Below are 20,521 nucleotides of genomic sequence, written 5' to 3'. Positions count from 1 at the left end.
TTCGATCTCGTGCAGCTGAAAAGTACAGCTACAGCCTCAACCATTTCCTGCATGCTCGCTCTGCTCCTGCGGGATCGTGTCGCGTAGAAAAAGGGGGGCAATTGTCAAGAGTTGTGGATCGCTGGACTTGGCGTACTGTGCTGAGCTGTGATGTTGGGTTCCTGGTGTCGCAGGGTGAACAAGCGGGGTTGGGTCTGGATGGCCAATCCGAGGGCGACCAGCGCTGCCGAGTCGGAGGCGATCAGGCCGTGACTGGCTGTACCTCCTGGGCGGTCCGCGCGTCGTAGGCGTCGCGGGCGTCCAGGACGGCGTTGATGTTCTCCTCGGACCAGGCGCGGATCGCATGCATCAGCGCGGTGACGCTCTCGCCCAGCCCGGTGGCCGCGTATTCAACCTTTGGCGGAATGGTTGGGTAGACCGTGCGGGTGACGAGGCCGTCCCGCTCCAAGGTACGCAGGGTCTGGGTGAGCATCTTCTGAGTGACGCCGTCCAGGCGGCGCCGCAGCTCCCCGAAGCGCATCGGGCCGCCGGACAGTGCGCCCATGACGAGCATGGTCCACTTGTTGGCGAGTACATCCAGGATCTGGCGGGAGGGGCAGGCAGCCAGATAAGCATCTGCGCCGCCATAGAAGCGCAGGTTATCAGTAGTACCCATGAGGTACCTATATACCTTTTAAGTGCCTTCTGTTCAATGGGTACTGCCCTCCCGAGGATAAGGACATCCCAAACGACTCTCCGGACAGGAGTGCATGACGATGCGCGCGATCACCCAGAAGACCTTCGGCGGCCCCGAGGTGCTGGAGCTCGTCGACGACGCGCCCAGGCCGGCACCTGGACCGACGCAGGTGCTGGTCCGAGTCAGGGCGACCAGCGTCAACCCCGTGGAACTGTTCGTCCGCTCCGGCGCCTTCCCGTTGCTGGGCGAGCCGCCTTTCGTCCTGGGCTGGGACGTCTCCGGAGTGGTGGAGCAGGTCGATCCGGGTGTGCACCGGTTCAAGGTCGGCGACGAGGTCTACGGGATGCCGTACTTCCCGGCCGCGGCCGGGGGGAACGCCGAGTACCTGGTCGCCCCCGCGCGACAGTTGGCTCGCAAGCCCGCAGGGATCAGTCACGAGGAGGCTGCGGCGCTGCCGCTCGTCGGCCTGACCGCCTGGCATGCACTGGTGGAGATCGCGCAGCTGCGGCCCGGGCAACGGGTACTGATCCACGGTGCGGGCGGCGGGCTCGGGCACGTCGCGGTGCAGCTGGCCAAGCACCTCGGCGCAGAGGTGATTGGCACGGCGAGCGTGGCCAAGCACGACTTCCTGCGCGGGTTGGGTACGGACCAGCTGATCGACTACCGGACCCAGGACTACACCGAGGTGCTCCGGAACGCGCCGGTGGACGTGGTGTTGGAGACCCTGGGCGGTGGGAACGCCGAGCGTTCCTTCGGCGTGCTGCGGCAGGGCGGCGTGCTGGTGACGGCAGTTGAGCGGCTTAGCACCACCCTGCCGGAGCTGGCAGAGCAGTCCGGCGTACGCTTCGCGGCGGTCGGCGTGGAGCCGGACCCGGCCGGCCTGGAGGCGCTCACCGAGCTGGTCGAGGCGGGGAGGCTTCGGGTGCACTTGCAGCAGGTGTTCCCACTGGAGAGGTTGCCCGAGGCGCACGAGGTGCTGGCTGCCGGCGGCGTGCAGGGCAAGCTTGCGATCACGGTCTGAAACGATCGCGTGAGATGTGATCAGCCAGCGACGTCCTCCCGCCACTGGGCCAGAACGCCGTTGTCGAAGCGGGCGCCGGTGCGGACGAGCGGGACGAGGTGGGCGCCGTTGACCGAGCGCCATCGCGCAGGGGTAGGTCCGAACGGTGCCGGTCGAGGTTGTTCGGATCTCCTTTGCATGTTCGGTGTGGCTCGGTGAGAGGTTGCCCTTGACCGGGTGGCGGTCTTGGGGATGTGGCTGGGTCAGCCTGGGCTGAGGAAGTGGCCGTCGGTTCTGATGGCTTCGCCGGTGGTGTTGGTGTTAGCGGTCGAGCAGAGGAAGACGATCATTCGGGCGACGTCGTCGGGGTGGGTGACTCTGCGGGTTGCGGCGGCGGTGCTGGCCTGTTCGATGAGTTCGGGTGGCATGGGTTTGTCTGCCGGGGTGAAGCCGGGCATGACGACGTTGGTGAGGATGCCGGAGGCGGCCAGTTCACGGGACATGACGCGGGTGAGGCCGTGCAGTCCTGCCTTGGCGGCGATATAGGAGACGTTGCCGGGGAAGCCGTCCTCGACCAGGCCGGTGGAGACGTTGACGATGCGGCCCCAGCCGTGGCTGCGCATGTCGGCGACGACTGCGCGGGCAAGCAGGTAGGGGCCGATGAGGTTCGCGTTCACTGACGTGGTGAATCGCTCTGGTGGTGCGGTTTCGAACAGCTCGTCGGGCTTGGGCCAGTCCGGCCAACGGACGGCGTTGTTGACCAGGACGTCGATCGGCCCGAGTTCTTCGCGGGCGTGCTCGACCGCGGCCTGCAGCGAGTCGGGCCGGCCGAGGTCGAGCTGCCAGCGGATCGCGCGAGCGCCGCGCTGCTCGGCCAGAGCGACCGTTTCGGCGGCGGCTTGGGCGTTGGAGTGGTAGCCGACGGCGATGTTCGCTTTTTCCTCGGCGAATGCCAATGCGGTGGCTTTGCCGATCGCCGTGCTGGCGCCGGTCACCAGCACGACCTTTCCTGCCAGGCCAAGGTCCATGTTCGTCTCCTGATGTTCTGTCTCAGTCAGTGGGTTGTTCGAGGTTGTGGCGGACGGCGGTCAGCAGGCGGATGAGCTGTTCGGCCTCCTCGTCGTTGAGTCCGGCGGTGGCCTGGGCGTCTGTCTCCGCCCATGCGGTCGTTACGGCGTCCACGACGGCCTCGCCGCGTTCGGTCAGCCGTAGGCGTGTCACCCGGCGGTCGTCGGGATCGGCGGTGCGCTGGATGAACCCGGTCCGTTCCATCCGTGTGAGCGCCTTGGCGATGGTGGGCTGCTCGAAGCCGATCCGCTGGACGAGTTCCGCCTGGGTCGTGTCGGGGTTGTGGTGGATGTCGACTATGAGGAGTTCCTGGCCCAGGTGGAGGCCGAGTTGTGCCATCCGGCGTTGCAACAGGGCACGGTGCGCCCGGGTGGCGTGGGCGAGCGCGTAACCGACGGGCCCGTTGTCGGCGGCTATCCGACGTCCGGTGCTCATGCCGGCACTACCTGCCGATGACTTTGAACTCGGGTGAGTACACGCTGCCACAGTTCGGCGATTTCGTGTCGTGGGTCCTCGCCCACCAGGACACCGTGGTCGTCGACGTGACGGTGGGCGTAGCCGACCGCGACGTCAAGGTCGGACAGGACGTCGGCGCCGGACCGCCGGAGTAGGTCGGCGAGTTGCAGTTGGGCGAACGCGCCGCCGAACCGGTTCGGTGAGGCGCTCATCAGTACGACGGGCTTGCCGGCCAGCGGGCGAGGCGGTGCGAGAATCCCCAGCCAGTCGACGATGTCCTTCATGTTGCCGGGAATGCTGCGGTTCAGCTCCGGCGTCACCAGCAGCAGGACATCAGCCGCCGCGACCCGATCTCGCAAGGCCGCGACGACCGGTGGGAACGGATGTCCCATGGTCGCGTCGACGCGGGGGATGTCCGCGTTGCCGGCCCATGCCTCCACCTGGAAGGGGGCGCGGGCTAGTTCCTGCGCGGCCAGCAGCAGGGCCCGGTTCAGGGACCCGGCCCGCACGCTCCCGCAGATGCCGAGTACATCTATAGATTCCATAGCCGGCAATCTTATAGCCGGCCATGTAATGTGGCGAACTGGCGTCGGTCCACTGATCAAAAGGCGATCACCTGGCGGCGAGTCTGGTGCGTTGGCGGGCGCAGGGGCCGGTCTGGGGGTCTCGGCGGCGCCGAAGTCTTCTCCGTGTTGCGCGGGAACGCCTCGTGTGCGGGCATGGCCAAGATCGGGTGATCGCGGCGGAGTCATTTCGCCATGTTCGAGCCGCTTCCTGCCGCCACCGGCCTGGAGGGTTCCCCCGGGTCACGCAACAAGACCACAGACACGACGGCAGTCAGCCAGAGCAACGCCGCGGCACCGGCCAGCGTCGCGCTCAGCCCGGAGTGAAATGCCTCCCGTGCTGCCTGGAGCAGCTCGTACGCCTGGGTCGGGGCGAGCGTTCCCGCGATCTCGGCCGCAGCGCCGAGTGATTCGCGCCCCGGCGGGCGCGGCGGGGAGTGCCGCGCGGTACACCACGGCGAGAAGCGTGCCCAGGACGGCGACCGACCGCTCTAGGAGCGCCATTTCACTCCGCAGGCGCCGCTGGGGTGATCGTTGGGCATGTCGACGGATTGGTCACGCCTTGAGCACGCCTACGGTGCCGCGACGGACCTCCCGCAACTCTTCGAGGAGATCGGGGATCCGGAGCTGGCTCCCAACGCCTGGCATGAACTCTGGTCCAGCCTCTGCCACCAGGGAACCGTGTACCCGGCAAGCTTTGCCGCCCTGCCTGTCCTGGCGGACATCGCCAGCAGCCGCATGCCGGGCGATCAGCGGTCAGTGAGTGCGTTGGCCGGCCGTATCGTCGCCGGGGAAACGCAGCTTCACCAGCCTGGATACTGCCGCAAGCGCTACCCGGCCGAGATCGACGAACTGCACCGGATCGTTCAGCACCACCTGACGGAGGAGCCGTTCGAGGGCGATGAGCACGACTACCTCTATCCGCTGGAGGACCTTCTGGCCTTCGAGGGGGTACCGGTGCGGAGCGAATGCCTACTCCCGAATCTCCACGACGTGATCTGCCCGTCCTGCTCAGAAGAGGCCGACGCTGACCGGTATCCACCCGGCGGAGCCTGCTGACCTCCAGCCGCTGGCCTCCCGGCTGTATCGCATGGCCGTCAAGGCTGGGCAAACCGCGGCCGCTGAGCAACTGACCTACTTGTTCGGGCGCACGACGTGCCCGGCCTGCGCCGCGGACTTTTCTTTAGCGGAGCAGATTGAAGCCTTCTTTCATGGCAATCCGCAAACTGCCTGACGTTACACGTGGGTTGGCTTGCGGCGGCCCGAAGAGCGTCGATGACGGATTCTCACGCGACTGGGTAGGCGTCTTCCATTCGTGACGATCGGCCAGAAGCAGAACCTCCACCATGACCAGAGGCCGACCAGAGGTGTCCCGGACAGCCCCGAACACAGCCAGGAGCGGCAGCGAGAACGAGGCGATGCTCAGCTGCGTGCTTTCTGCAGATGATCTGTGCGGGAGAATGCCCCATGCTCTTTGGGTTGGACGCTCTGGAAACTTACGACTGGTCTCGTTTGGCTCACGCCTATGGCCAGGCCACTGATACTCCCGACCATCTCCGGCGGCTTGTACGGGATGATGACGCGGCGTGGGAGGACACAATCGTTCACCTTCACACAGCGGTCACTCACCAGGGTTCTGTCTATCCCACTACGGCCCCAGTCGCGATGGTAGTCGCCGGGTTGCTCCAGGAGCCGGGGTTCGATCGTCCGATCTCATACGGTTGGCAGGAGCCACAGCTGCCTGTTCGTGCACACCTGCTCAACTTTCTCGCGGCTGTGGCCGAGGGCACCGAGCCGGACCGAAGCGAGAGTGAACTCTGGTCCATCTATCACAATCCTCGGCAGCGAGACCCGGATGAACCATGGGGTATCGAAACGCCCGCCTGGGCATACGACGCCGTAATGGGGTGCAGGAGCGTCGCTCCCGCCCTGGTGGACCCAGTCCTGCGATGCTTGTCCGATGGCGATCCACGTACGCGTGTCGCGGCGACCTCCGCAGCGGCGGCGCTATGCCTGGTACCCACGGTTTCGAGCCGGCGCGCCGAGATCGTCGCCTTGTCGAGGATCGCGCCCGCGACGCCGCTACTTTTCACGAGCGCGCCGAGGCACTGGAGGCACTCGACCGTTCTGGTGGTGTGAGCAGGTCATTCCTGTTCGATCGGCATCCTGGCATTCAGCTCGTCGCGGCGTTCTCCTCCAGCCTCGCGCACGATCCTGACAGCTCGTCGGCTGTGTGGGATGCGGTGACCGACCCCGAGCGGGCCGCAGCGTGGTACTCGGATTCGCTTACGCTGCCCGCAACCATAGGTTGGCCGAACCACCTACTCCACCAGGCTGTCCTCCGGATAACGAACTTCGCAGACCTCTTGCCCACCGCCGTCGTCGTGGCAGCCACGTCGCTCCATCCCACAACGTACAAGGATCTGGAGGTTCTCCTGGAGAGGGCCTTTCCGGAGGCGTTGTCGCCAGGCGACTCGCCCAACAATGAGCAGCGAATTTTCCTCAGAGTTCTTCTCGATAACAGTAGCCTCTGGGAGTCGGTGCCTCCGAGGGCATCGCGGGGATTGGATATTTCCCTTGCTCTCGTAGGATTGCCTCCTGATCATTCATCTTTGTCGGTCATCGTCAGTTCCTGAAGGTTGCGAACTCTTCGGAAGGGTTCTTGACGAATACGAGCGAGGCATCAGCTTCTAGAAGAAGGGAGCTTTCTGCAACCCTTGGTCGCGATAGACAGGTTTCCTTCGTCAACTCGCTCCGCGGCGTGCAGGGTGATGGCCTCTGGTGCTATCCAGCATTCCCGGCGCGACTCAATCCCGAATACCCTCCTGACGAGGATATTGCCATGCCCGTCGCGTGCCCGATAGGGCGGGAAACGAGGGGGAACAGCGGGGAGTCACGGGGGAACCTGATCAGTGGCGTGAGCTGCGTCTCCGCAGATCGAGCAAGATCGGCGTACGTCTTGGCAAGCAGGATGTCAGGGGTTCGAATCTCCTAGGCTCCACCAGCCAAAACGCCCTGTTTCCGATCACGGAAACGGGGCGTGAGTGACGGCTTGGACAAACGTGGGCGGGCCTGGAGTGGAAGTCCTGCGGGAGGCCATCTGAGCAGGCTGTTCCGGCACAGCGGCGAGGCCGGGGTCCGGCGAGTGTCCGAAAGGCGCGAATGGGAAGCTGGCTCGGTGCAGATCTCCCTCCTCGGTCCGGTCGAAGCCGCCTCTGACGACGCCGCCCCGATCGACATCCCCGGCACGCGCCTGCGGATGCTGCTGGCGCGGCTCGCGCTGGAGGCCGGCCGTCCGGTCTCAGCCGACTCCCTGATCGACGGCATCTGGGGCGAGGAGCCCCCCGCCGGAGCCGTCAGCGCGCTGCATGGCCTGGTCTCCCGGTTGCGCAGGACGCTGGGCGGGCCGGAGTCCGTGGAGCTGGTGGCCGGTGGCTACCGGCTCCCGCTGCGCCCCGAGGACGTGGACGCGCACCGATTCGAGCAGCTTGCCGGGCAGGCCAGGCAGGAGCTCGCGGCCGGCAGGCCGCGTGAAGCCTCCTCCTTGCTCCGCGCCGCCCTGGAGCAATGGCGGGGCGCCGCGCTGGCGGACGTGCTGGAGGCCTCGTTCGCCCGCAACGTCGCGGCCCGGTTGGAGGAGTTGCGCGCCACCGTCGCCGAGGACTTCTTCGACGCGGAGGTACGGCTCGGCCGCCACGCCGAGGTGCTGGCCGACCTGGGCACCGCGGCGGTCGCCCGCCCGCTGAGCGAGCGCCTGGCCGAACTGCGGATCCGGGCCCTGTCGGCCGCCGGACGCCAGTCAGAGGCGCTGGCCGTGTACGAGGAGGTCCGCGTCAGGCTCGGCGATGAGCTGGGCATGGATCCCTCGCCCGAGCTCCGCGCGGTCCACCTCGCCCTCCTCCGCGGGGAGCTGAACCGGCCCTCCGTACGGCCGCAGGCCGCGCCCAGCCGGCTCCCGGCCAGGCTGACCAGCTTCGTTGGCCGGGAACGTGAACTCGGTGAGCTCGCCCGGCTGATGGCCGGCGCACGGCTGGTGACGATCGTCGGACCGGGCGGCGCGGGCAAGACCAGGCTGGCGTTGGAGGCCGCGGACCACGTCCAGGAACGGGCATGGTTCGTCTCGCTCGCCGGTGTCACCCAGCCGGACCAGATCGCAGACGCGGTGCTCAGCGCCTGCGGCGGCCTGTTCGAGGGTGGGTTCAAGCCGCAGGCTCCTGCCCCCGCGCGGCTGGCCGCCCAGCTCGACGTCGGCCCCGCCGTACTGGTGCTGGACAACTGCGAGCACCTGGTGGAGGCGGCCGCGCAGCTTGCCGAGCAGTTGCTCGTCCGGCTTCCGCAGCTGCGCATCCTGGCCACCAGCAGGGAGGCTCTGGCAATCACCGGCGAGGCCTTGTGCCACCTCGACCCACTCGACCTGCCCGTGGAGAACGCGGACCTGGCCGAGGCCGCCGGGTCAGCCGCCGTGCGGCTGTTCGTCGAGCGGGCTGCCGGCGTGCGCCAGGGGTTCGCGCTCGACCAGACCACCCTGGAGCCCGTGGTGGAGATCTGCCGCCGGTTGGACGGCATGCCGCTGGCCCTCGAACTGGCCGCGGCCAAGCTGCGGGCGATGAGCGTGGCGCAGATCGCCCGGCGGCTGGATGATCGTTTCCGCCTGCTCACCTCGGGGAGCAGGACCGCGCTGCCGCGCCAGCGCACGCTGCTCGCGATGGTGGAGTGGAGCTGGGACCTGCTGGAGGAGCCCGAGCGGGTGCTGGCCGCCCGGCTGGCCGCCTTCCCCGGCGGAGCCGATCTGGCCGCGCTCGAGTCGATCTGCTCTGACGCGTCCCTCACCGCTGACGACATGGTGTACGTCGCGGGCGCACTGGTCGAGAAATCCATGATCCAGCAGGTCGGCGACAGGTACCGGATGCTGGAGACCATCCGTGCCTACGCGTCGGCCGAACTCGCAGAGCCGATCACCGACCGCTTCCGCGCGTACTTCCTGGCGCTGGCCGAGGAGAACGAGCCGCTGCTGCGTACCAGGGACCAGCTGCGCGCCGTCGAGGTCTTCGACGCCGAGCACGACAACCTGGTCGCCGTGCTGCGGGCCGCCATCGAGGCGGGCGACGCGGCCACGGCCGCCCGGCTCGTCAGGTCCATGATCTGGTACTGGGGCATGCGCGGGATGTCCACCCAGTCCGACGCCTTCCTGAGCGAGGTGCTGGCGTTCGGCGACGAACTGCCGGCCGACACGCGCACTGCCTTCGAGGTGGTGCGGTCGACGTCGGGCCGGGGAGGTGGGCAGGAGGTCCGTGAGAACCTCCGCCGTCCCGGGGTGACGCAGTTCCACAACGCGCTGCCGTTGCTCCGCATCTCCAAGCTCACCACCCAGGACGCCGGGGACCTGGAGGCGCTGGACTCGCCCGACCCCTGGGTGCGCGCCAGCGCCCACTGGGCGTACGACTTCCTCCTCACGGAACAGGGCGACCAGGAGACCGGGGCCGGCCACAGGGAGGAGGCACTGCGCCTGTTCGAGCAGGTCGGCGACCGCTGGGGGCTGGTGATGAGCCTGGTACGGCAGAGCCGCGTCCACGGCCTGCGCGGCGAGCACGAACTCGCGGTCGCGGCCTGCGAGCGCGCCGTCGCCATCGCCTCCGAGCTCGGCACCGAGGAACACCTCTTCATCACCAAGTCGCATCTCGCCCAGAACCGAATGCGCGGTGGCGACCTGGACGGCGCACTGCACGACATCCGCGCCGCGCGGCGCCAGGGTCGCGAACACGGCCACCGGAGGCTGGAAGCCAGCATGCTGTTCCCGCTCGCCGAGGTGCACCGCCACGCCGGCGACCTGGAACCGGCCCATCAGGTCGTGGACGAGCTCGAGACGGTCATCCACCGGCTACCCGGCCCGCCGGAGCTGAACAGCGACCTGATCGCGTCCTCCCGGATGGCCGTCCTCGTGACCGAGGGGGCGGCGGAGCGGGCGCGCGAGCTGCTGCCCCGCGCGATGCGTGGCGTGCTCGGGCACACCAACGCCAACGCCATGGCCCGGGCCGCAGAGCTGTTGGCCAGGCTGCTCGGGCTGGAAGGCGACCTGGCGGGGGCCGCGACAGCGCTCGGGATGAGCCATGTGATCAGGGGCGTCTTCGACGAGGGCGACCCTGATCTGCGCCGGCTGGTGCCTGTCCTGACCGGGCAGCTTGGCGACGAGGGTTACCTGGAGGCGTACCGGCGTGGCGCGAGCCTGCCGAGGCAGGAGGCGATGGACCGGCTCACGGCCCACACGGGAAGGTAGATCTGGCGGCCCATCGGCCGAGCGACCGGCTCGGCGCGCGGGCGGCCCGGCCGGAAAGGATGCAACTGCCCAGGAAGGTGCGTTGCACCCGTGGACCGGTCTCGATGGAGCAGTAGCCGTTCCACCGGTGATCAGCATTCTGGGGGATCTCCGCCAACCGCGTGGAGTGCATCGATGTACCCGCCGCTGATGTCGAACCGGGTGATGTCCGTTGTCTTGTTCGTGGAGGACGTGAGTGCCCAGTCCGCGGCTGGGCCGATCTCCTGGAGGCGCAATCGCTTGTTTCGGGTGATCCCGCGGGCGCGACCGATGTAGCAGACATGGGGGTCGAGCTTCTCGATGTAGACACCTACCAGGGGAAACGCCGCGGTGAGCGTCTCGATCAAGCCTTTGGTGGAGTCAAGGTCGATGTCCGGCAGAGGCTGAGGGTACTCCCCGCGCAAGGCGATGGCACGATGGGCCGTCATCGCGCCCTTCCATCCCGAGCGCGTCGCGTGCTGGATGTCGCGAAGGCGTATTGCCGAGTAGCCGTCGAGACGGATTTCGTCGGAGATGGTGTGCAGCAGCACCCACTTGCGACCGACGCCTACCACGTAAGCATCAAGTCGATCTGCGCCGGCGATTTCACGGCGCACTCTCACGGGTTCGCCGCAGCGTCTTGCTCTCTTCAGGTCTTTGAGAGCTGTCCCCCTGGCCATGATTGGGATCATGCCAGGCTGCACGCTTATGCTCATCTGCTTTATGGGCCGGCCTGAACGGTCGCCAGTGTCCAGGCATGGTTGGGGGGCGATCGCGAGCCGCGCGTCATACCTCAGCGTGGCTCGTCGGGCATCTCGTGCTACGCCGGTGCGGCATCAGAAGGGCTGAGACGTGCTCCGGAGAGACCTGAGATCCGACCGCTCGTGCACCCGTAATCGTGCGGCGACTGTCCTGGCGTACTGCCACGATGAAATTTCTCAACGGTCCAGACGATCACTCAACTGTCAATATGGGCAATGCCGACAGAAATTAGCATAATGACATGTCCTTAAGTTGATGTCCTTGTCAGGTCTCGATAGCTTATGTATGATCACTTCCGTCGGGCCTTGGCGAAAGCAGAATCGCCTGGGATTTCACCTTCGGAGGTGTCCTGTGGCTACAAAAAACAGAGCACTGAAAATGCTCATCTCTGCGGCGATCATTACCGCCGGTATCGCCTTTGCAAGCCCCGCTCATGCCGTGGCCGAAACGCCTGGCGGAGGCCAGGTCACTACCGACGGTTACACATGGTCCAATTAATATCATAAGGTTGCGAGCGCGCCACCAGGGGATCAGGCGGCAGTCGACCCAAGCGTGCCGGCTACTGCTTCCGGCTCACTGGTTCCCGCGATATTGCTGGTCGAGGGGTTATAGATCAATCTTTAGTTGGATGTGCTCGGGTTGGAACCCTCGGGCCCGGTAGAAGCAGATCGCATCGGTGTTGGAGGCGTACGCGGAAACCGTTGCCTGGTTCGCCCCTTGCTCCTTTGCCCAGGAGAAGAAGTGCTCCACAAGCTTCGCTCCGACACCATGTCCGCGCTGTTCCTCCGTTACGCGCATGCTGACGAGTTCGGCGACAACCGCTTTCGGCCTGAGCTCGTCCGGAGCCCTCATCTGGCCCGTGAGATGGCCTATCACCGTGCCCTCGGTCGAGTCACGGCGGGCGAGAAGCGCCAGACTCCTTGGACCGTTGATCATGCCCATGTAGTAGTCGAGCCCATTCCGTGTCGGCCAGTTCGCGTCCATGAAGGGATCCCGTTGGCCTCCGTCCTCCTGGAAGAGAGATCCGGCCGACTGGATCAGAGCGGTCACATCTTCGACTCGCGCGACTGTGATGACGGGACTCATGTTCGCGACCCTAGCGATCACGATTAATCATGTAAATGGCGGCAGAAAGGCTGATCCCGCGCAGGAAGCGCCGCATCGGCGAACCGTCGCGGTGGAGCCGGAACTGATGGCGAAGCCCGTCCGGGGCCATTTAAATCTGATCAGTCTTGATCCGGCTGCGGCCTTCCAACCGGGCCACGTCCAAGAAGTCGCCGCTCCGGCCTTCCTGGGCGCGGGAGCCGGTCTTGCGACTTCAGGTGGGAAAAAACTCAACTGAACTCGCGGCGCACAGCTTTCCGGCTACTGCTGGGGATGATGTGCGGACCCGCAAAGAAATCGAGGACGCAGTAGACAGGGCTTGCCAGGGTGATCAGTCGTGCGCGAGTACTGCGTGTGCGGCGTTGTGGCCGGGATCTGCTCGGGGTGGATCAGTCCGTGGCAGTGGTCGCCCTCCGGCGCTCCGAACAGGATGCCCATGTGACGAGATGTGAACGTGGTGTGTTTGACGATGAGGCAGGCGAAGTTGGGTGCGGGTCGACAGCCCAGCGGCGCGATCTCGAAGCAGTGTGAATCAGGAGGCGCGACATGGCCAGAATCGCCTACGACGACCAGACCGCGGCAGCGTACAAGGCGGTCCGTGAGGTTCCCCGAGACGGGCTCGAAGAATGGCGTGAAGCGATACGACGTCACCTCAGCCCGTCGCCCGGGATGACCGTGGTCGACATCGGCGCGGGGACCGGCGCGTTCGCCTCTGCCTTCAGCGATTGGTTCGGCCTCAACGTCTTCGCGGTCGAACCGTCGGCGGCGATGCGGGCCCAGATTGCGCGCCGCCCGGGCATCCAGGTGCTGGAGGGCGACGCCGGTGCCCTCCCGCTTCCGGACGGCTCGGCGGACGGCGCCTGGATGTCCCTCATGATCCACCACATCCCCGACATGGAAGCCGCTGCGCGAGAAATCCGCCGCGTTCTGCGCCCGGGCGCTCCCGTCCTGATCCGGCAGGGATATCCGGACAGGCCCTATACGACGCGCACCTTTCCCTGGGAGTTCTTTCCCGAGACCGTCCGGACGACCGATACCTTTCCCTCCCTCGAGCAGACGTGCCAGGCGTTCGCCACCGCGGGATTCCGCCGTGAGGCGCTTGAGCCGGTCCCTGAGACACTGATCAGCCTTGCCGAGTTCCTCGCCCAGGTGGATGTCTTCCGCCGCTCCGCCACCATCATGCGCGGCCTCACCGAGGAGGAATTCCTCCGAGGGAAAGAACAACTCCGCCGGGCCGCGCAGGACGCCGAGCAGACATCCGCCGCGGAACCCAGGACTAACTGGCTCGACCTCCTGGTTCTGCGCTGAGGTTCCTGCCTGCCTAGGTGCTGAGAGTGCCGAGCAGAACGAGCGCCAGTCAAGGCGTTGTGCCTGAAGAGCAGGCCGTTTTGCAAGCAGAGATGTCAGGAGTTCGGATCGCTGTACCGTTACGGCCCCTACGGGCACAATGGCGCGATGGCACCGCAGTACGACAACACCGACGAGTTCCGCGGCGCGAGTTTCACAAGCGCCACCTTCGCCGCTGCGAAATTCCGCGACTGCGACATGCGCCGGATCAAGATCGAACTCCTTGCTCGTGGACGTCAACGTGTCCGGAGACGTACGGAACTTCCTCGTCAACGACGTGGACGTCACCCCTTTCGTCGAGGCGGAGCTCGACCGGCGACATCCCGAGCGCACGCAGCTGCGAGCGATGCGGACGGCCGATGACTTCCGCGCGATGTGGGACACGATCGAACGGCTCTGGGCGGAGACGGTCGCCCGAGCGGAGAAGCTGCCCGAAGCGGCTCGCCATGAACGGGTCGACGACGAGTGGCCCTTCGTCGAGACGCTTCGTCACCTCGTCTTCGCCACAGACGCCTGGGCAAGCCGGACGATCCTGGACGAGCCGATGCCGTTCCATCGGCTCGGTCTCACCCATACCGGCTATCCGCCCACGGACGCGGCGACACTCGGCATTGATCTTGATGCGCGTCCGTCGTACGCAGCAGTGATGGAGGCTCGCGCCGGCCGTATGGCGCTGGTGCGCGGCATCGTCGACAGCCTCACCGACACCGAGCTCGCACGGATGTGCACGCGCGCACCCGCGCCCGGCTATCCCGAGGAGCCGCGCTCGGTCGGCGGCTGCCTGCGCGTGGTGATGGAGGAGGAGTGCGAGCATCGCTGCTACATGGTGCGCGACCTCGCGATACTCGAAGCGCGTTGACTACGGCTGACGGCGTGCACTCGCCGGTCCGGGCAGCCTACGCGGGCAGAGGCAGAGGACCTCGATCGGGGGACAGCGCTCGCAAACCGATGCTCCCGTGGCGCTCCGAATCCGCCCACTGGGACTCTGGCGGGCGCCTCATGCCCCCGGATGATCGCGACCCGGGCGGGGTGGTCACGGCAAGATCAGGCAGGGGAGGAACGTGTGAGGCGCTCTTGAATCATCCGCCGGCGTTCCGCTGGAAGGCGGTGCGCATTCATTGCCGTCTGCAGCAGATCGGAATCGAATCCGTGGGCGTCCATGTGGTCGAGGAGAGGTTCATAGCGATCGGGTCGATCTCGTAGGACCTCCGTGGCCAACCGGAGTTCCAGACGAACCACAGGGACACGATGAGAGCCGCAGGTGACCACGACATAATGCTGCCATGGGCCAGGGCCGACGCATTCCCACCCGTCCGAGTCGACTTGCCGCTCGACGGTGCTGATCTCTACCTTTACTCCGTTGACCTCGTACCTGGCGAAATACTGCAGAGCCTCTGGGATCCAGGATGCCGGATAAAGGCACGGAAACGAAGAGAGGGCCGCGGCGAACGTGTCCACGTCCTCTCGCCGGGCCACTAAGAGGTCGATGTCCCCGGCCGGGAGATGAACACCCTGCAGAAGAGCGGCGCTGGTGCCACCCATCCGATAATCGAGGTCGGCGTCCGCGGCTCTCAGGGCCGTAAGTGCCGTGTCCAACGCCGTTGTGACGTCCGTCAGCCGCAGGAATGGTTCGCCGTCGCCCATGGGGGCCAGAGTATCGATCACGTCGTGAGAACCGTCAGCCCGTTTCGATGACGAATTTTCCGCGAACGGCGTTGAACGGCGAGGTTGTCACTGTACGAGGTGATGAACGGCTGTTCGCTGACCCGCTGCACATGCTCGTCCGGGAGTGAGAGACGGCAAAGGCCCCGGATCGCGTTGATCCGGGGCCTTCCTCGTTCGGTGTCGCGTGTCAGCCAGTGACCGGGATCTCGGTCTTCACCGGCGTCGGGGTGGGCGCAGGCTTGGGCTTGTCCTGCGTCTCCGGCACGTTCTCTTCCCACGTGACCCACTCGTGGGTCACGGTCCCGATCTCACCCACGCTGGGCTGGGTGGGGGTGGGGGTCGGCGTGCTGCTCGACGTCGGCGTCGAGGTGGGGGTCCGCGGGGGCGTGGGGGTCGCCGTGGGCGTCGCGGTCGGCGTCACCGTGGGCGTGGGCGTCGCGGTGGGCGTCACCGTGGGCGTGGGCGTCGCGGTGGGCGTCACCGTGGGCGTGGGCGTCGCGGTGGGCGTCACCGTCGGCGTAGGCGTCGGCGTCGGCGTCGGCGTCACCGGGGGGGTGGGCGTCGGCGTGGGCTTCGGCGTGGGCTTGGTGCCACACTTGACCTTGAACACCTTGTACTTGGTGGTCGTGCCATGCTTCCCGGTGGCGGTCCAGAACACCTTGTACTGCCCGGCCGGCAGGGTGATGTCGGCGGTACGGCCATGCCCGCGACTGTCGAGGACGAGGGCGCCGCTCTTGACCACGGGCCCGTTAGGCCAGGACTTGATCTCCCACGTCACCTTCTGGTCCCGCTCGAAGTCGAACCCGACCAGATAGAACACGCAGCAGACTTGCGGATCGTCGCGCGGGTTGTCCTCCCGCGTCGTGTAGTTGTGGACCTTGACGTCGCCGCGCGACGTCGTCTGGACCGCTGCCGCCGGAGCCGCACCTGAGATGGCGAGCGCCGCGAGCGCTGCCACCGCGAGCATGAGTGTCGCTGCGAACCAGCGACGGACTGAAGAGAGCCTGGGGGGTAACACGACTGCACCTCGGATGTTATGAGAGAACTGGAGCCTCACGAGGCTCATCTGTGTAAAAATGACACACCTGCTGGCCAAAGATCTTCAAACGTTCCAAAACGTTATAGAAATGGCCAGACGGTTACGCGTTTGTACCGTATGTGTCATAGAACCTCAGGAGCCGATCGTGCCCCTCGATGCCCCCCGCCGATTCATCGGTTCCGCCCTCGTCGCCGTGGGCCTCGTCGCCTCGACCCACACCGCGGCGGTCGCGTCGCCCATCACCCTCGCCGCCGATGCCTCGGTCACGGTGGCCGCACTGCCCAGTTCCACCACGTTCACGCAGTTGAGTGGCCTGCCGCAGGACACCGACACGTACGGCAAGCTGAGCGGCGTCGTGGTCCACCCCGGACGCACGGTGGCCGTGTACGCCCAGCCCGGCGGCAAGCCCGCGGCCACCCTTCCGGCGACGCAGCTCGGCAGCCAGACCTGGGTCCCGGTGGTGGAGGCGCGCAAGGGCTGGTACCGCGTGCTCCTGCCCAGCAAGCCCAACAACGTGACCGGCTGGGTCAAGGCCAAGGGTCTGAAGAAGGCGCGCAGCCGCCACCGCGCCATCGTGAGTCTGGGCACCAAGAAGCTGACCGTGATGAACGCGAGCAAGAAGGTCGGCATCTGGTCGGTGGCCGTCGGCGGCCCTGAGACGCCCACTCCGGTCGGCAGGACCTTCCTGCTGGCCCTGATGTCGCCGAAGGACAAGGCCGCCTACAGCCCGCTGATCATGCCCCTCGGCACGCACTCGACGACGCTCGACACCTTCGGCGGCGGTCCCGGTACGGTCGCCTTCCACGGCTGGCCTGACCCGAAGGTGTTCGGCAAGGCGATCACGCACGGCTGCATCAGGGTGCCTGCTCCCGCGCTCAAGGTGCTGGCAAAACTGCCTCTGGGGACGCCGGTTCTGATCACTCCCTGAGGACGAGAGCGGCGGCCGATCGGTCCCGGCACATGCACCGGCGCGAGCTCGTGCATGTGCCGGGGAAGAGACGACGGCCGTGTCGACGAAGGCGGGCCCGCCTCTGCGCTTTTCGGTACTCCCTGAGGAAAAGATCATCGATCGCTAGGCTGCGCCCATGGGCTGGAACTTAGAGATAGCGGCGGTCAAGACCGACGAGCTGTTCAGGGCGGTGCCGGACGTCTTCCTGGAGACTGAGGCCACGATGGGGTTCGAAGACGCGACCTCCGTCTCGCGTTTCCCCAACCTGTGCGTGGCGCAGGTCGGTGACTGGGTCGTGGCCATCGACTCCGGCCAACGACTGTCCGCAAGCACCGACTACCTGGAAGAGACGTCGGCCGGGACCGAGCTGCATCTCGTACGGATCGACGATCAGGCCATCGCTCTGCACTACGCGAACGGTCAACCCGTGACGGAGAAGCAGAAACCCGATGGCGAGGACGGCGAGACGTGGGCGATGGACGTCCTGTTCGACAGGACCGGCATCAGCTTCGGTGACCTGTGGGACGTGAAGTTCACGCTCTTCGAGGTCTGAAAATTCGCACGCTCTCTGTCATCTCATCGCGGCCCTCCCGCCTTGGACGCTGCGGCAAGGTCAAGCTGCGGGCCTGTCGTAGACCAGCGAGTACCGCCAGAAAAGGCGACGCCGTATCCTCGCCCCCGGCAGCGTGGCCGCCGCCTCGACGCGGATCTCGTCGAGGGTTTCACGCGCCGCGGCGGTCGGCGCGGTCATCTGGACCGGCAGGGATCGCGCGGGGGCCGGGTGCTTGATGAGGCCCATGACCGGGTTGGCGGCGAGCGCGGCCGTCGAGATCAGAAAGTCGCCCGGGCTCGCCTCCCGGTAGCACCCGATGACAACGAGACGGCCGCCGGGAGAGAGGCACTCGCGCAGCTCGCGCAGTGTCTCCGACAGCGGGAGATGGTGCAGAACCGCCACGAGGGTGATCGCGTCCCACCGGCGGTTGCGGTCGCGTTGCCCGAAGCCCGCCTCCTCGATCACGACCGCGTCGGTGCCCGCGAAACGGGCCGTCGCGATGCGCGCCGTGGGCGGGTCCGGCTCGAGGCCGGTGACGGACACGGCCCGGAGCCGGAGGCGGTCGATCAGGTTGCCCGTGCCGCATCCGACGTCGAGGACGTGCCGCGCGCCACTGGCAGCGACCTGTCCGGCGACCCAGCGCCCGTAGAAGTCGTTGTGACTCCACGGGTGCCGGGCGTTGAAGCGACTGAGACGCGAGAGGAGATCCACCCCGACACGGTAGACGAGACTGAGATCAGGGAAAGGGCCTGCTAATCGAACAGGTGGCGGTTGGCCCGGCTCCAGGCCAGCTTCTGGCCCGCTTGCTCGAGGAAGCCGTCGGCGACCCAGTGGACTTGAGGCTGGTGCCCGCTGTCTGCCAGCCGGCGGACCTGCTCGATGACGTCCTGTTGCACTTCGATGACCGCATCGATCAGCCCCGCGGTAGATGTGAGGCCGTAGGCGGCGGCGAACAGCTCCAGGCGATGGCGCCGATCGGGCGGCGCGGGGTAGCGCAGCCAGCGTACGCATTCGGCATCGTCGCGGAACGGCGCGACGTACTCCAGCGCGTAGGCGATGTCGTGCAGCCGCGGCCTGGGCCGGGCGTAGTCCCAGTCCAGGATGCCGACGGGGCGTTCGCCGCGCCAGACGGTGTTCCACGGGCCGAAGTCCCCGTGGCAGATCACCTCGTCATCGCGTGGTTCCGCCTCCCCGCTGGACCATCGGAGCCCCTCGGGCGGGCGGAAGGCGGCGACCGCGTCGTGATAGTCGCGCAGCAGGCGGGCGAAGGACGTCAGGCCTGAGTCGTCGACCACCTTGGCCCAGCTCTGAGGCCCGGATTCGCCGTCCAGGTAGGTGAGGATCTCACGGCCCTCCGGATCGATCCCCAGCACTCGCGGCGAGTAAGGGAAACCGACCTCCTCCAGATGCCGGAGCAGTGCATGGACGGCCGGTGTCCACGGGTTCATGGGTCTGCGAACGGTGTCGCCCAGGCGGATCACCCGGCGATGCGCAGAATCCTGCAAGATCTCCTCATCCGCCGCCATGTGCTCAGAGCTTAGCGAAGGTCCGCAGAACGCCTCGGCCTTCAGCTTCAGGCCGGGGATGAATGCGGCGCCCGTTTGGTGGATGGTCCGCCGTTGGCGGGGTATCCCGGAACGCGAAGCGTGGACCTAAACCTCAGGTGGGGCGGCGCTGCTGTTCGATATACGCCTTGATGATCGATAGTGGGGCTCCGCCACAGGAGGCGGCGAAGTAGCTGGGTGACCAGAAGGGGCCGTGCATGATGGCTTGGTTGGCCCGGCCGGTGAACTCCTTGCGCAGGTAGTGCGAGGAGACGCCCTTCAACGAGTTGACGAGTTTGCTGATCGCGACCTTGGGCGGGTAGTGGACGAGCAGGTGGACGTGGTCGTGTTCGCCGTTGAACTCGCGGAGTTCGGCCTCGAAACTGTCGCACACCTCTACCATGATGTCCTCGCAGCGGCGCAGCATCGCGTCATCGAACACATTCTTGCGGTATTTGGTCACGAAGACCAGATGGACATGCATCGCGGAAACCACATGTCTACCTCGTCGGTATTCCACTTCCTGGCTCATAGACCGGATGATAATGTGTTCGAGTCGGTGAGACGCGAGCGTCCCATGGGAGAGGGGGTGTTTCGCATGTTGGCGGGCCGGAAGTACCGCCTGGAGTTCGACTTCGGGCAGCGGGCGTTCGCCGAAAGGCTGGGTGGGATCTGCCGGGCCGTGTGGAACACCGGTCTCGAACAACGGCGGGAGTACCGGCGACGCGGGGAGTGGATCAACTACGCCGAGCAGTGCAAGCAACTCGCCGAGGCGAAGAAGGACCCGTACTGCGACTGGCTCGCTGACGCCCCCGCCCAGGTGATCCAGCAGACCCTCAAAGACCTGGACGAGGCGTGCCGCAAGCATGGCACGTGGAAGGTGCGCTGGAAGTCGAAGGCGAAGTGGCGGCCGTCGTTTCGCTTCCCCACCGCGAAACACCTGCCCGTAGAGCGGATCGGCCGCAAGTGGGGGCGGGTCTTTCTGCCCAAGTTCGGGTGGGCACGGTTTCGGATGTCGCGCCCGCTCGGGGGATGCGTCAGGTCCGCGACGGTATCCCGGGACGGCAAACACTGGTTCATCAGCTTCCTGGTCGACGATGGGATCACCGAGCGTGAGGAACACGCGTGCCCTCAATGGGCGGGTGTGGACCGGGGGGTGGTCACGGCCGCCGTGACATCGGATGGGGAGTTCTTCGACCGCCGCCACGCCGGCTCCGACGGTGTCTCCTCCAGGCAGTTGCCACGGGAGGCGAAACAGGACCGGCAGGACGACCTCGGGTATCTCACGCCCGGCGAAGCGGAACGGTATCTGCGGCTGCAACGCCAACTCGCCCGCACGAAGAAGGGATCGAAGCGGCGCAGGACGGTCGTGGCCGCCATGAGCGAGATCATGCGGCGAGTCCGGTGGCGGCGCGCTGACTTCAACGCCCAAGCCGCGCACCGGCTCACCCGTATGTACGGGCACGTGGTCATCGAAGACCTGAACACCAAGGGCATGAGCGC

General features: G+C 66.5%; 23 protein-coding genes. 12 read left to right on the top strand and 11 right to left on the bottom strand.

The features are described 5' to 3' along the window. Positions 1 to 241: 241 nt before the first annotated feature. Complete coding sequence (locus AB0J64_RS48850; protein ID WP_364043388.1) at positions 242 to 655, bottom strand: helix-turn-helix domain-containing protein; 414 nt, start codon at positions 653 to 655, stop codon at positions 242 to 244. Between the two features lie 94 nt (positions 656 to 749). Here AB0J64_RS48850 and AB0J64_RS48845 point away from each other — a divergent pair, with 94 nt between their 5' ends. Continuing rightward, on the top strand, positions 750 to 1,697 hold the full coding sequence (locus tag AB0J64_RS48845) for an NADP-dependent oxidoreductase (protein WP_364043385.1): 948 nt from the start codon (positions 750 to 752) through the stop codon (positions 1,695 to 1,697). Between the two features lie 242 nt (positions 1,698 to 1,939). Here AB0J64_RS48845 and AB0J64_RS48840 read toward each other — a convergent pair whose 3' ends face one another. The 3 genes from AB0J64_RS48840 to AB0J64_RS48830 are packed head-to-tail and all read right to left on the bottom strand — an operon-like array spanning position 1,940 to position 3,745. Further along, complete coding sequence (locus tag AB0J64_RS48840) at positions 1,940 to 2,704, bottom strand: SDR family oxidoreductase (RefSeq protein WP_364043382.1); 765 nt, start codon at positions 2,702 to 2,704, stop codon at positions 1,940 to 1,942. Positions 2,705 to 2,726: 22 nt separating this feature from the next. Then, positions 2,727 to 3,179, bottom strand: a complete 453-nt coding sequence (locus AB0J64_RS48835; RefSeq protein ID WP_364043380.1) for a MarR family transcriptional regulator — start codon at positions 3,177 to 3,179, stop codon at positions 2,727 to 2,729. Beyond that, positions 3,176 to 3,745 carry an NAD(P)H-dependent oxidoreductase gene (locus AB0J64_RS48830; protein ID WP_364043377.1) on the bottom strand — a complete coding sequence of 190 codons (570 nt, stop codon included), beginning with the start codon at positions 3,743 to 3,745 and terminating at the stop codon, positions 3,176 to 3,178. The genes AB0J64_RS48835 and AB0J64_RS48830 overlap by 4 nt, the downstream gene beginning before the upstream one ends. A 213-nt stretch (positions 3,746 to 3,958) precedes the next feature. Here AB0J64_RS48830 and AB0J64_RS48825 point away from each other — a divergent pair, with 213 nt between their 5' ends. From AB0J64_RS48825 to AB0J64_RS48805, 5 genes are all read left to right on the top strand, one after another. Next, complete coding sequence (locus AB0J64_RS48825) at positions 3,959 to 4,090, top strand: hypothetical protein (protein ID WP_364043374.1); 132 nt, start codon at positions 3,959 to 3,961, stop codon at positions 4,088 to 4,090. 213 nt (positions 4,091 to 4,303) lie between these two features. Beyond that, the gene (locus tag AB0J64_RS48820; protein WP_364043371.1) at positions 4,304 to 4,822 is read left to right on the top strand and encodes a hypothetical protein; all 519 of its coding nucleotides are present in this window, start codon (positions 4,304 to 4,306) and stop codon (positions 4,820 to 4,822) included. Positions 4,823 to 4,853: 31 nt separating this feature from the next. After that, positions 4,854 to 4,997, top strand: a complete 144-nt coding sequence (locus AB0J64_RS48815; protein ID WP_364043369.1) for a hypothetical protein — start codon at positions 4,854 to 4,856, stop codon at positions 4,995 to 4,997. 901 nt (positions 4,998 to 5,898) lie between these two features. After that, positions 5,899 to 6,399 carry a hypothetical protein gene (locus AB0J64_RS48810; RefSeq protein ID WP_364043367.1) on the top strand — a complete coding sequence of 167 codons (501 nt, stop codon included), beginning with the start codon at positions 5,899 to 5,901 and terminating at the stop codon, positions 6,397 to 6,399. Between the two features lie 542 nt (positions 6,400 to 6,941). Further along, the gene (locus AB0J64_RS48805; RefSeq protein ID WP_364043365.1) at positions 6,942 to 10,037 is read left to right on the top strand and encodes a BTAD domain-containing putative transcriptional regulator; all 3,096 of its coding nucleotides are present in this window, start codon (positions 6,942 to 6,944) and stop codon (positions 10,035 to 10,037) included. Between the two features lie 131 nt (positions 10,038 to 10,168). Here the strand turns inward: AB0J64_RS48805 and AB0J64_RS48800 are convergent, their stop codons facing one another. Continuing rightward, complete coding sequence (locus AB0J64_RS48800; protein ID WP_364043363.1) at positions 10,169 to 10,735, bottom strand: hypothetical protein; 567 nt, start codon at positions 10,733 to 10,735, stop codon at positions 10,169 to 10,171. 688 nt (positions 10,736 to 11,423) lie between these two features. After that, positions 11,424 to 11,903, bottom strand: coding sequence for a GNAT family N-acetyltransferase (locus AB0J64_RS48795; RefSeq protein ID WP_364043361.1), 480 nt, complete (start codon positions 11,901 to 11,903; stop codon positions 11,424 to 11,426). Here AB0J64_RS48795 and AB0J64_RS48790 point away from each other — a divergent pair. From AB0J64_RS48790 to AB0J64_RS48780, 3 genes are all read left to right on the top strand, one after another. Next, a complete protein-coding gene (locus tag AB0J64_RS48790; RefSeq protein ID WP_364043359.1) occupies positions 11,902 to 12,159 on the top strand; it encodes a hypothetical protein in 258 nt (85 codons plus the stop codon). The genes AB0J64_RS48795 and AB0J64_RS48790 overlap by 2 nt on opposite strands. Positions 12,160 to 12,467: 308 nt before the next feature. Beyond that, positions 12,468 to 13,229 (top strand): methyltransferase domain-containing protein, encoded by a 762-nt coding sequence (locus AB0J64_RS48785; protein ID WP_364043357.1) that lies wholly within the window; start codon positions 12,468 to 12,470, stop codon positions 13,227 to 13,229. A 268-nt stretch (positions 13,230 to 13,497) separates the two neighbouring features. Continuing rightward, positions 13,498 to 14,127 (top strand): DinB family protein, encoded by a 630-nt coding sequence (locus tag AB0J64_RS48780; protein WP_364043355.1) that lies wholly within the window; start codon positions 13,498 to 13,500, stop codon positions 14,125 to 14,127. A 185-nt stretch (positions 14,128 to 14,312) separates the two neighbouring features. Here the strand turns inward: AB0J64_RS48780 and AB0J64_RS48775 are convergent, their stop codons facing one another. Both AB0J64_RS48775 and AB0J64_RS48770 read right to left on the bottom strand, forming a co-directional pair. Then, positions 14,313 to 14,912, bottom strand: a complete 600-nt coding sequence (locus AB0J64_RS48775) for a hypothetical protein (RefSeq protein WP_364043354.1) — start codon at positions 14,910 to 14,912, stop codon at positions 14,313 to 14,315. A 208-nt stretch (positions 14,913 to 15,120) separates the two neighbouring features. Then, a complete protein-coding gene (locus tag AB0J64_RS48770) occupies positions 15,121 to 15,891 on the bottom strand; it encodes a hypothetical protein (RefSeq protein ID WP_364043353.1) in 771 nt (256 codons plus the stop codon). A 226-nt stretch (positions 15,892 to 16,117) separates the two neighbouring features. Here AB0J64_RS48770 and AB0J64_RS48765 point away from each other — a divergent pair, with 226 nt between their 5' ends. Beyond that, a complete protein-coding gene (locus AB0J64_RS48765; RefSeq protein ID WP_364043351.1) occupies positions 16,118 to 16,900 on the top strand; it encodes a L,D-transpeptidase in 783 nt (260 codons plus the stop codon). Positions 16,901 to 17,057: 157 nt separating this feature from the next. Beyond that, a complete protein-coding gene (locus AB0J64_RS48760; protein WP_364043349.1) occupies positions 17,058 to 17,474 on the top strand; it encodes a hypothetical protein in 417 nt (138 codons plus the stop codon). A 60-nt stretch (positions 17,475 to 17,534) separates the two neighbouring features. Here the strand turns inward: AB0J64_RS48760 and AB0J64_RS48755 are convergent, their stop codons facing one another. From AB0J64_RS48755 to tnpA, 3 genes are all read right to left on the bottom strand, one after another. Continuing rightward, positions 17,535 to 18,185 carry a class I SAM-dependent methyltransferase gene (locus AB0J64_RS48755; RefSeq protein ID WP_364043347.1) on the bottom strand — a complete coding sequence of 217 codons (651 nt, stop codon included), beginning with the start codon at positions 18,183 to 18,185 and terminating at the stop codon, positions 17,535 to 17,537. A 41-nt stretch (positions 18,186 to 18,226) separates the two neighbouring features. After that, positions 18,227 to 19,000, bottom strand: a complete 774-nt coding sequence (locus AB0J64_RS48750; RefSeq protein ID WP_364043345.1) for an aminoglycoside phosphotransferase family protein — start codon at positions 18,998 to 19,000, stop codon at positions 18,227 to 18,229. A 133-nt stretch (positions 19,001 to 19,133) separates the two neighbouring features. Further along, complete coding sequence (gene tnpA / locus AB0J64_RS48745; protein ID WP_364043343.1) at positions 19,134 to 19,550, bottom strand: IS200/IS605 family transposase; 417 nt, start codon at positions 19,548 to 19,550, stop codon at positions 19,134 to 19,136. Between the two features lie 66 nt (positions 19,551 to 19,616). Here tnpA and AB0J64_RS48740 point away from each other — a divergent pair. After that, the coding region (locus tag AB0J64_RS48740) for a transposase (RefSeq protein WP_364043339.1) at positions 19,617 to 20,521 on the top strand (905 nt) is incomplete at its 3' end.

The sequence above is a fragment of the Nonomuraea sp. NPDC049695 genome (assembly GCF_040674955.1).
GTDB lineage: Bacteria > Actinomycetota > Actinomycetes > Streptosporangiales > Streptosporangiaceae > Nonomuraea > Nonomuraea helvata.
The sequence above is the reverse complement of the archived record's forward strand: the minus strand, read 5'-3'. Positions and strand labels throughout refer to the sequence as shown.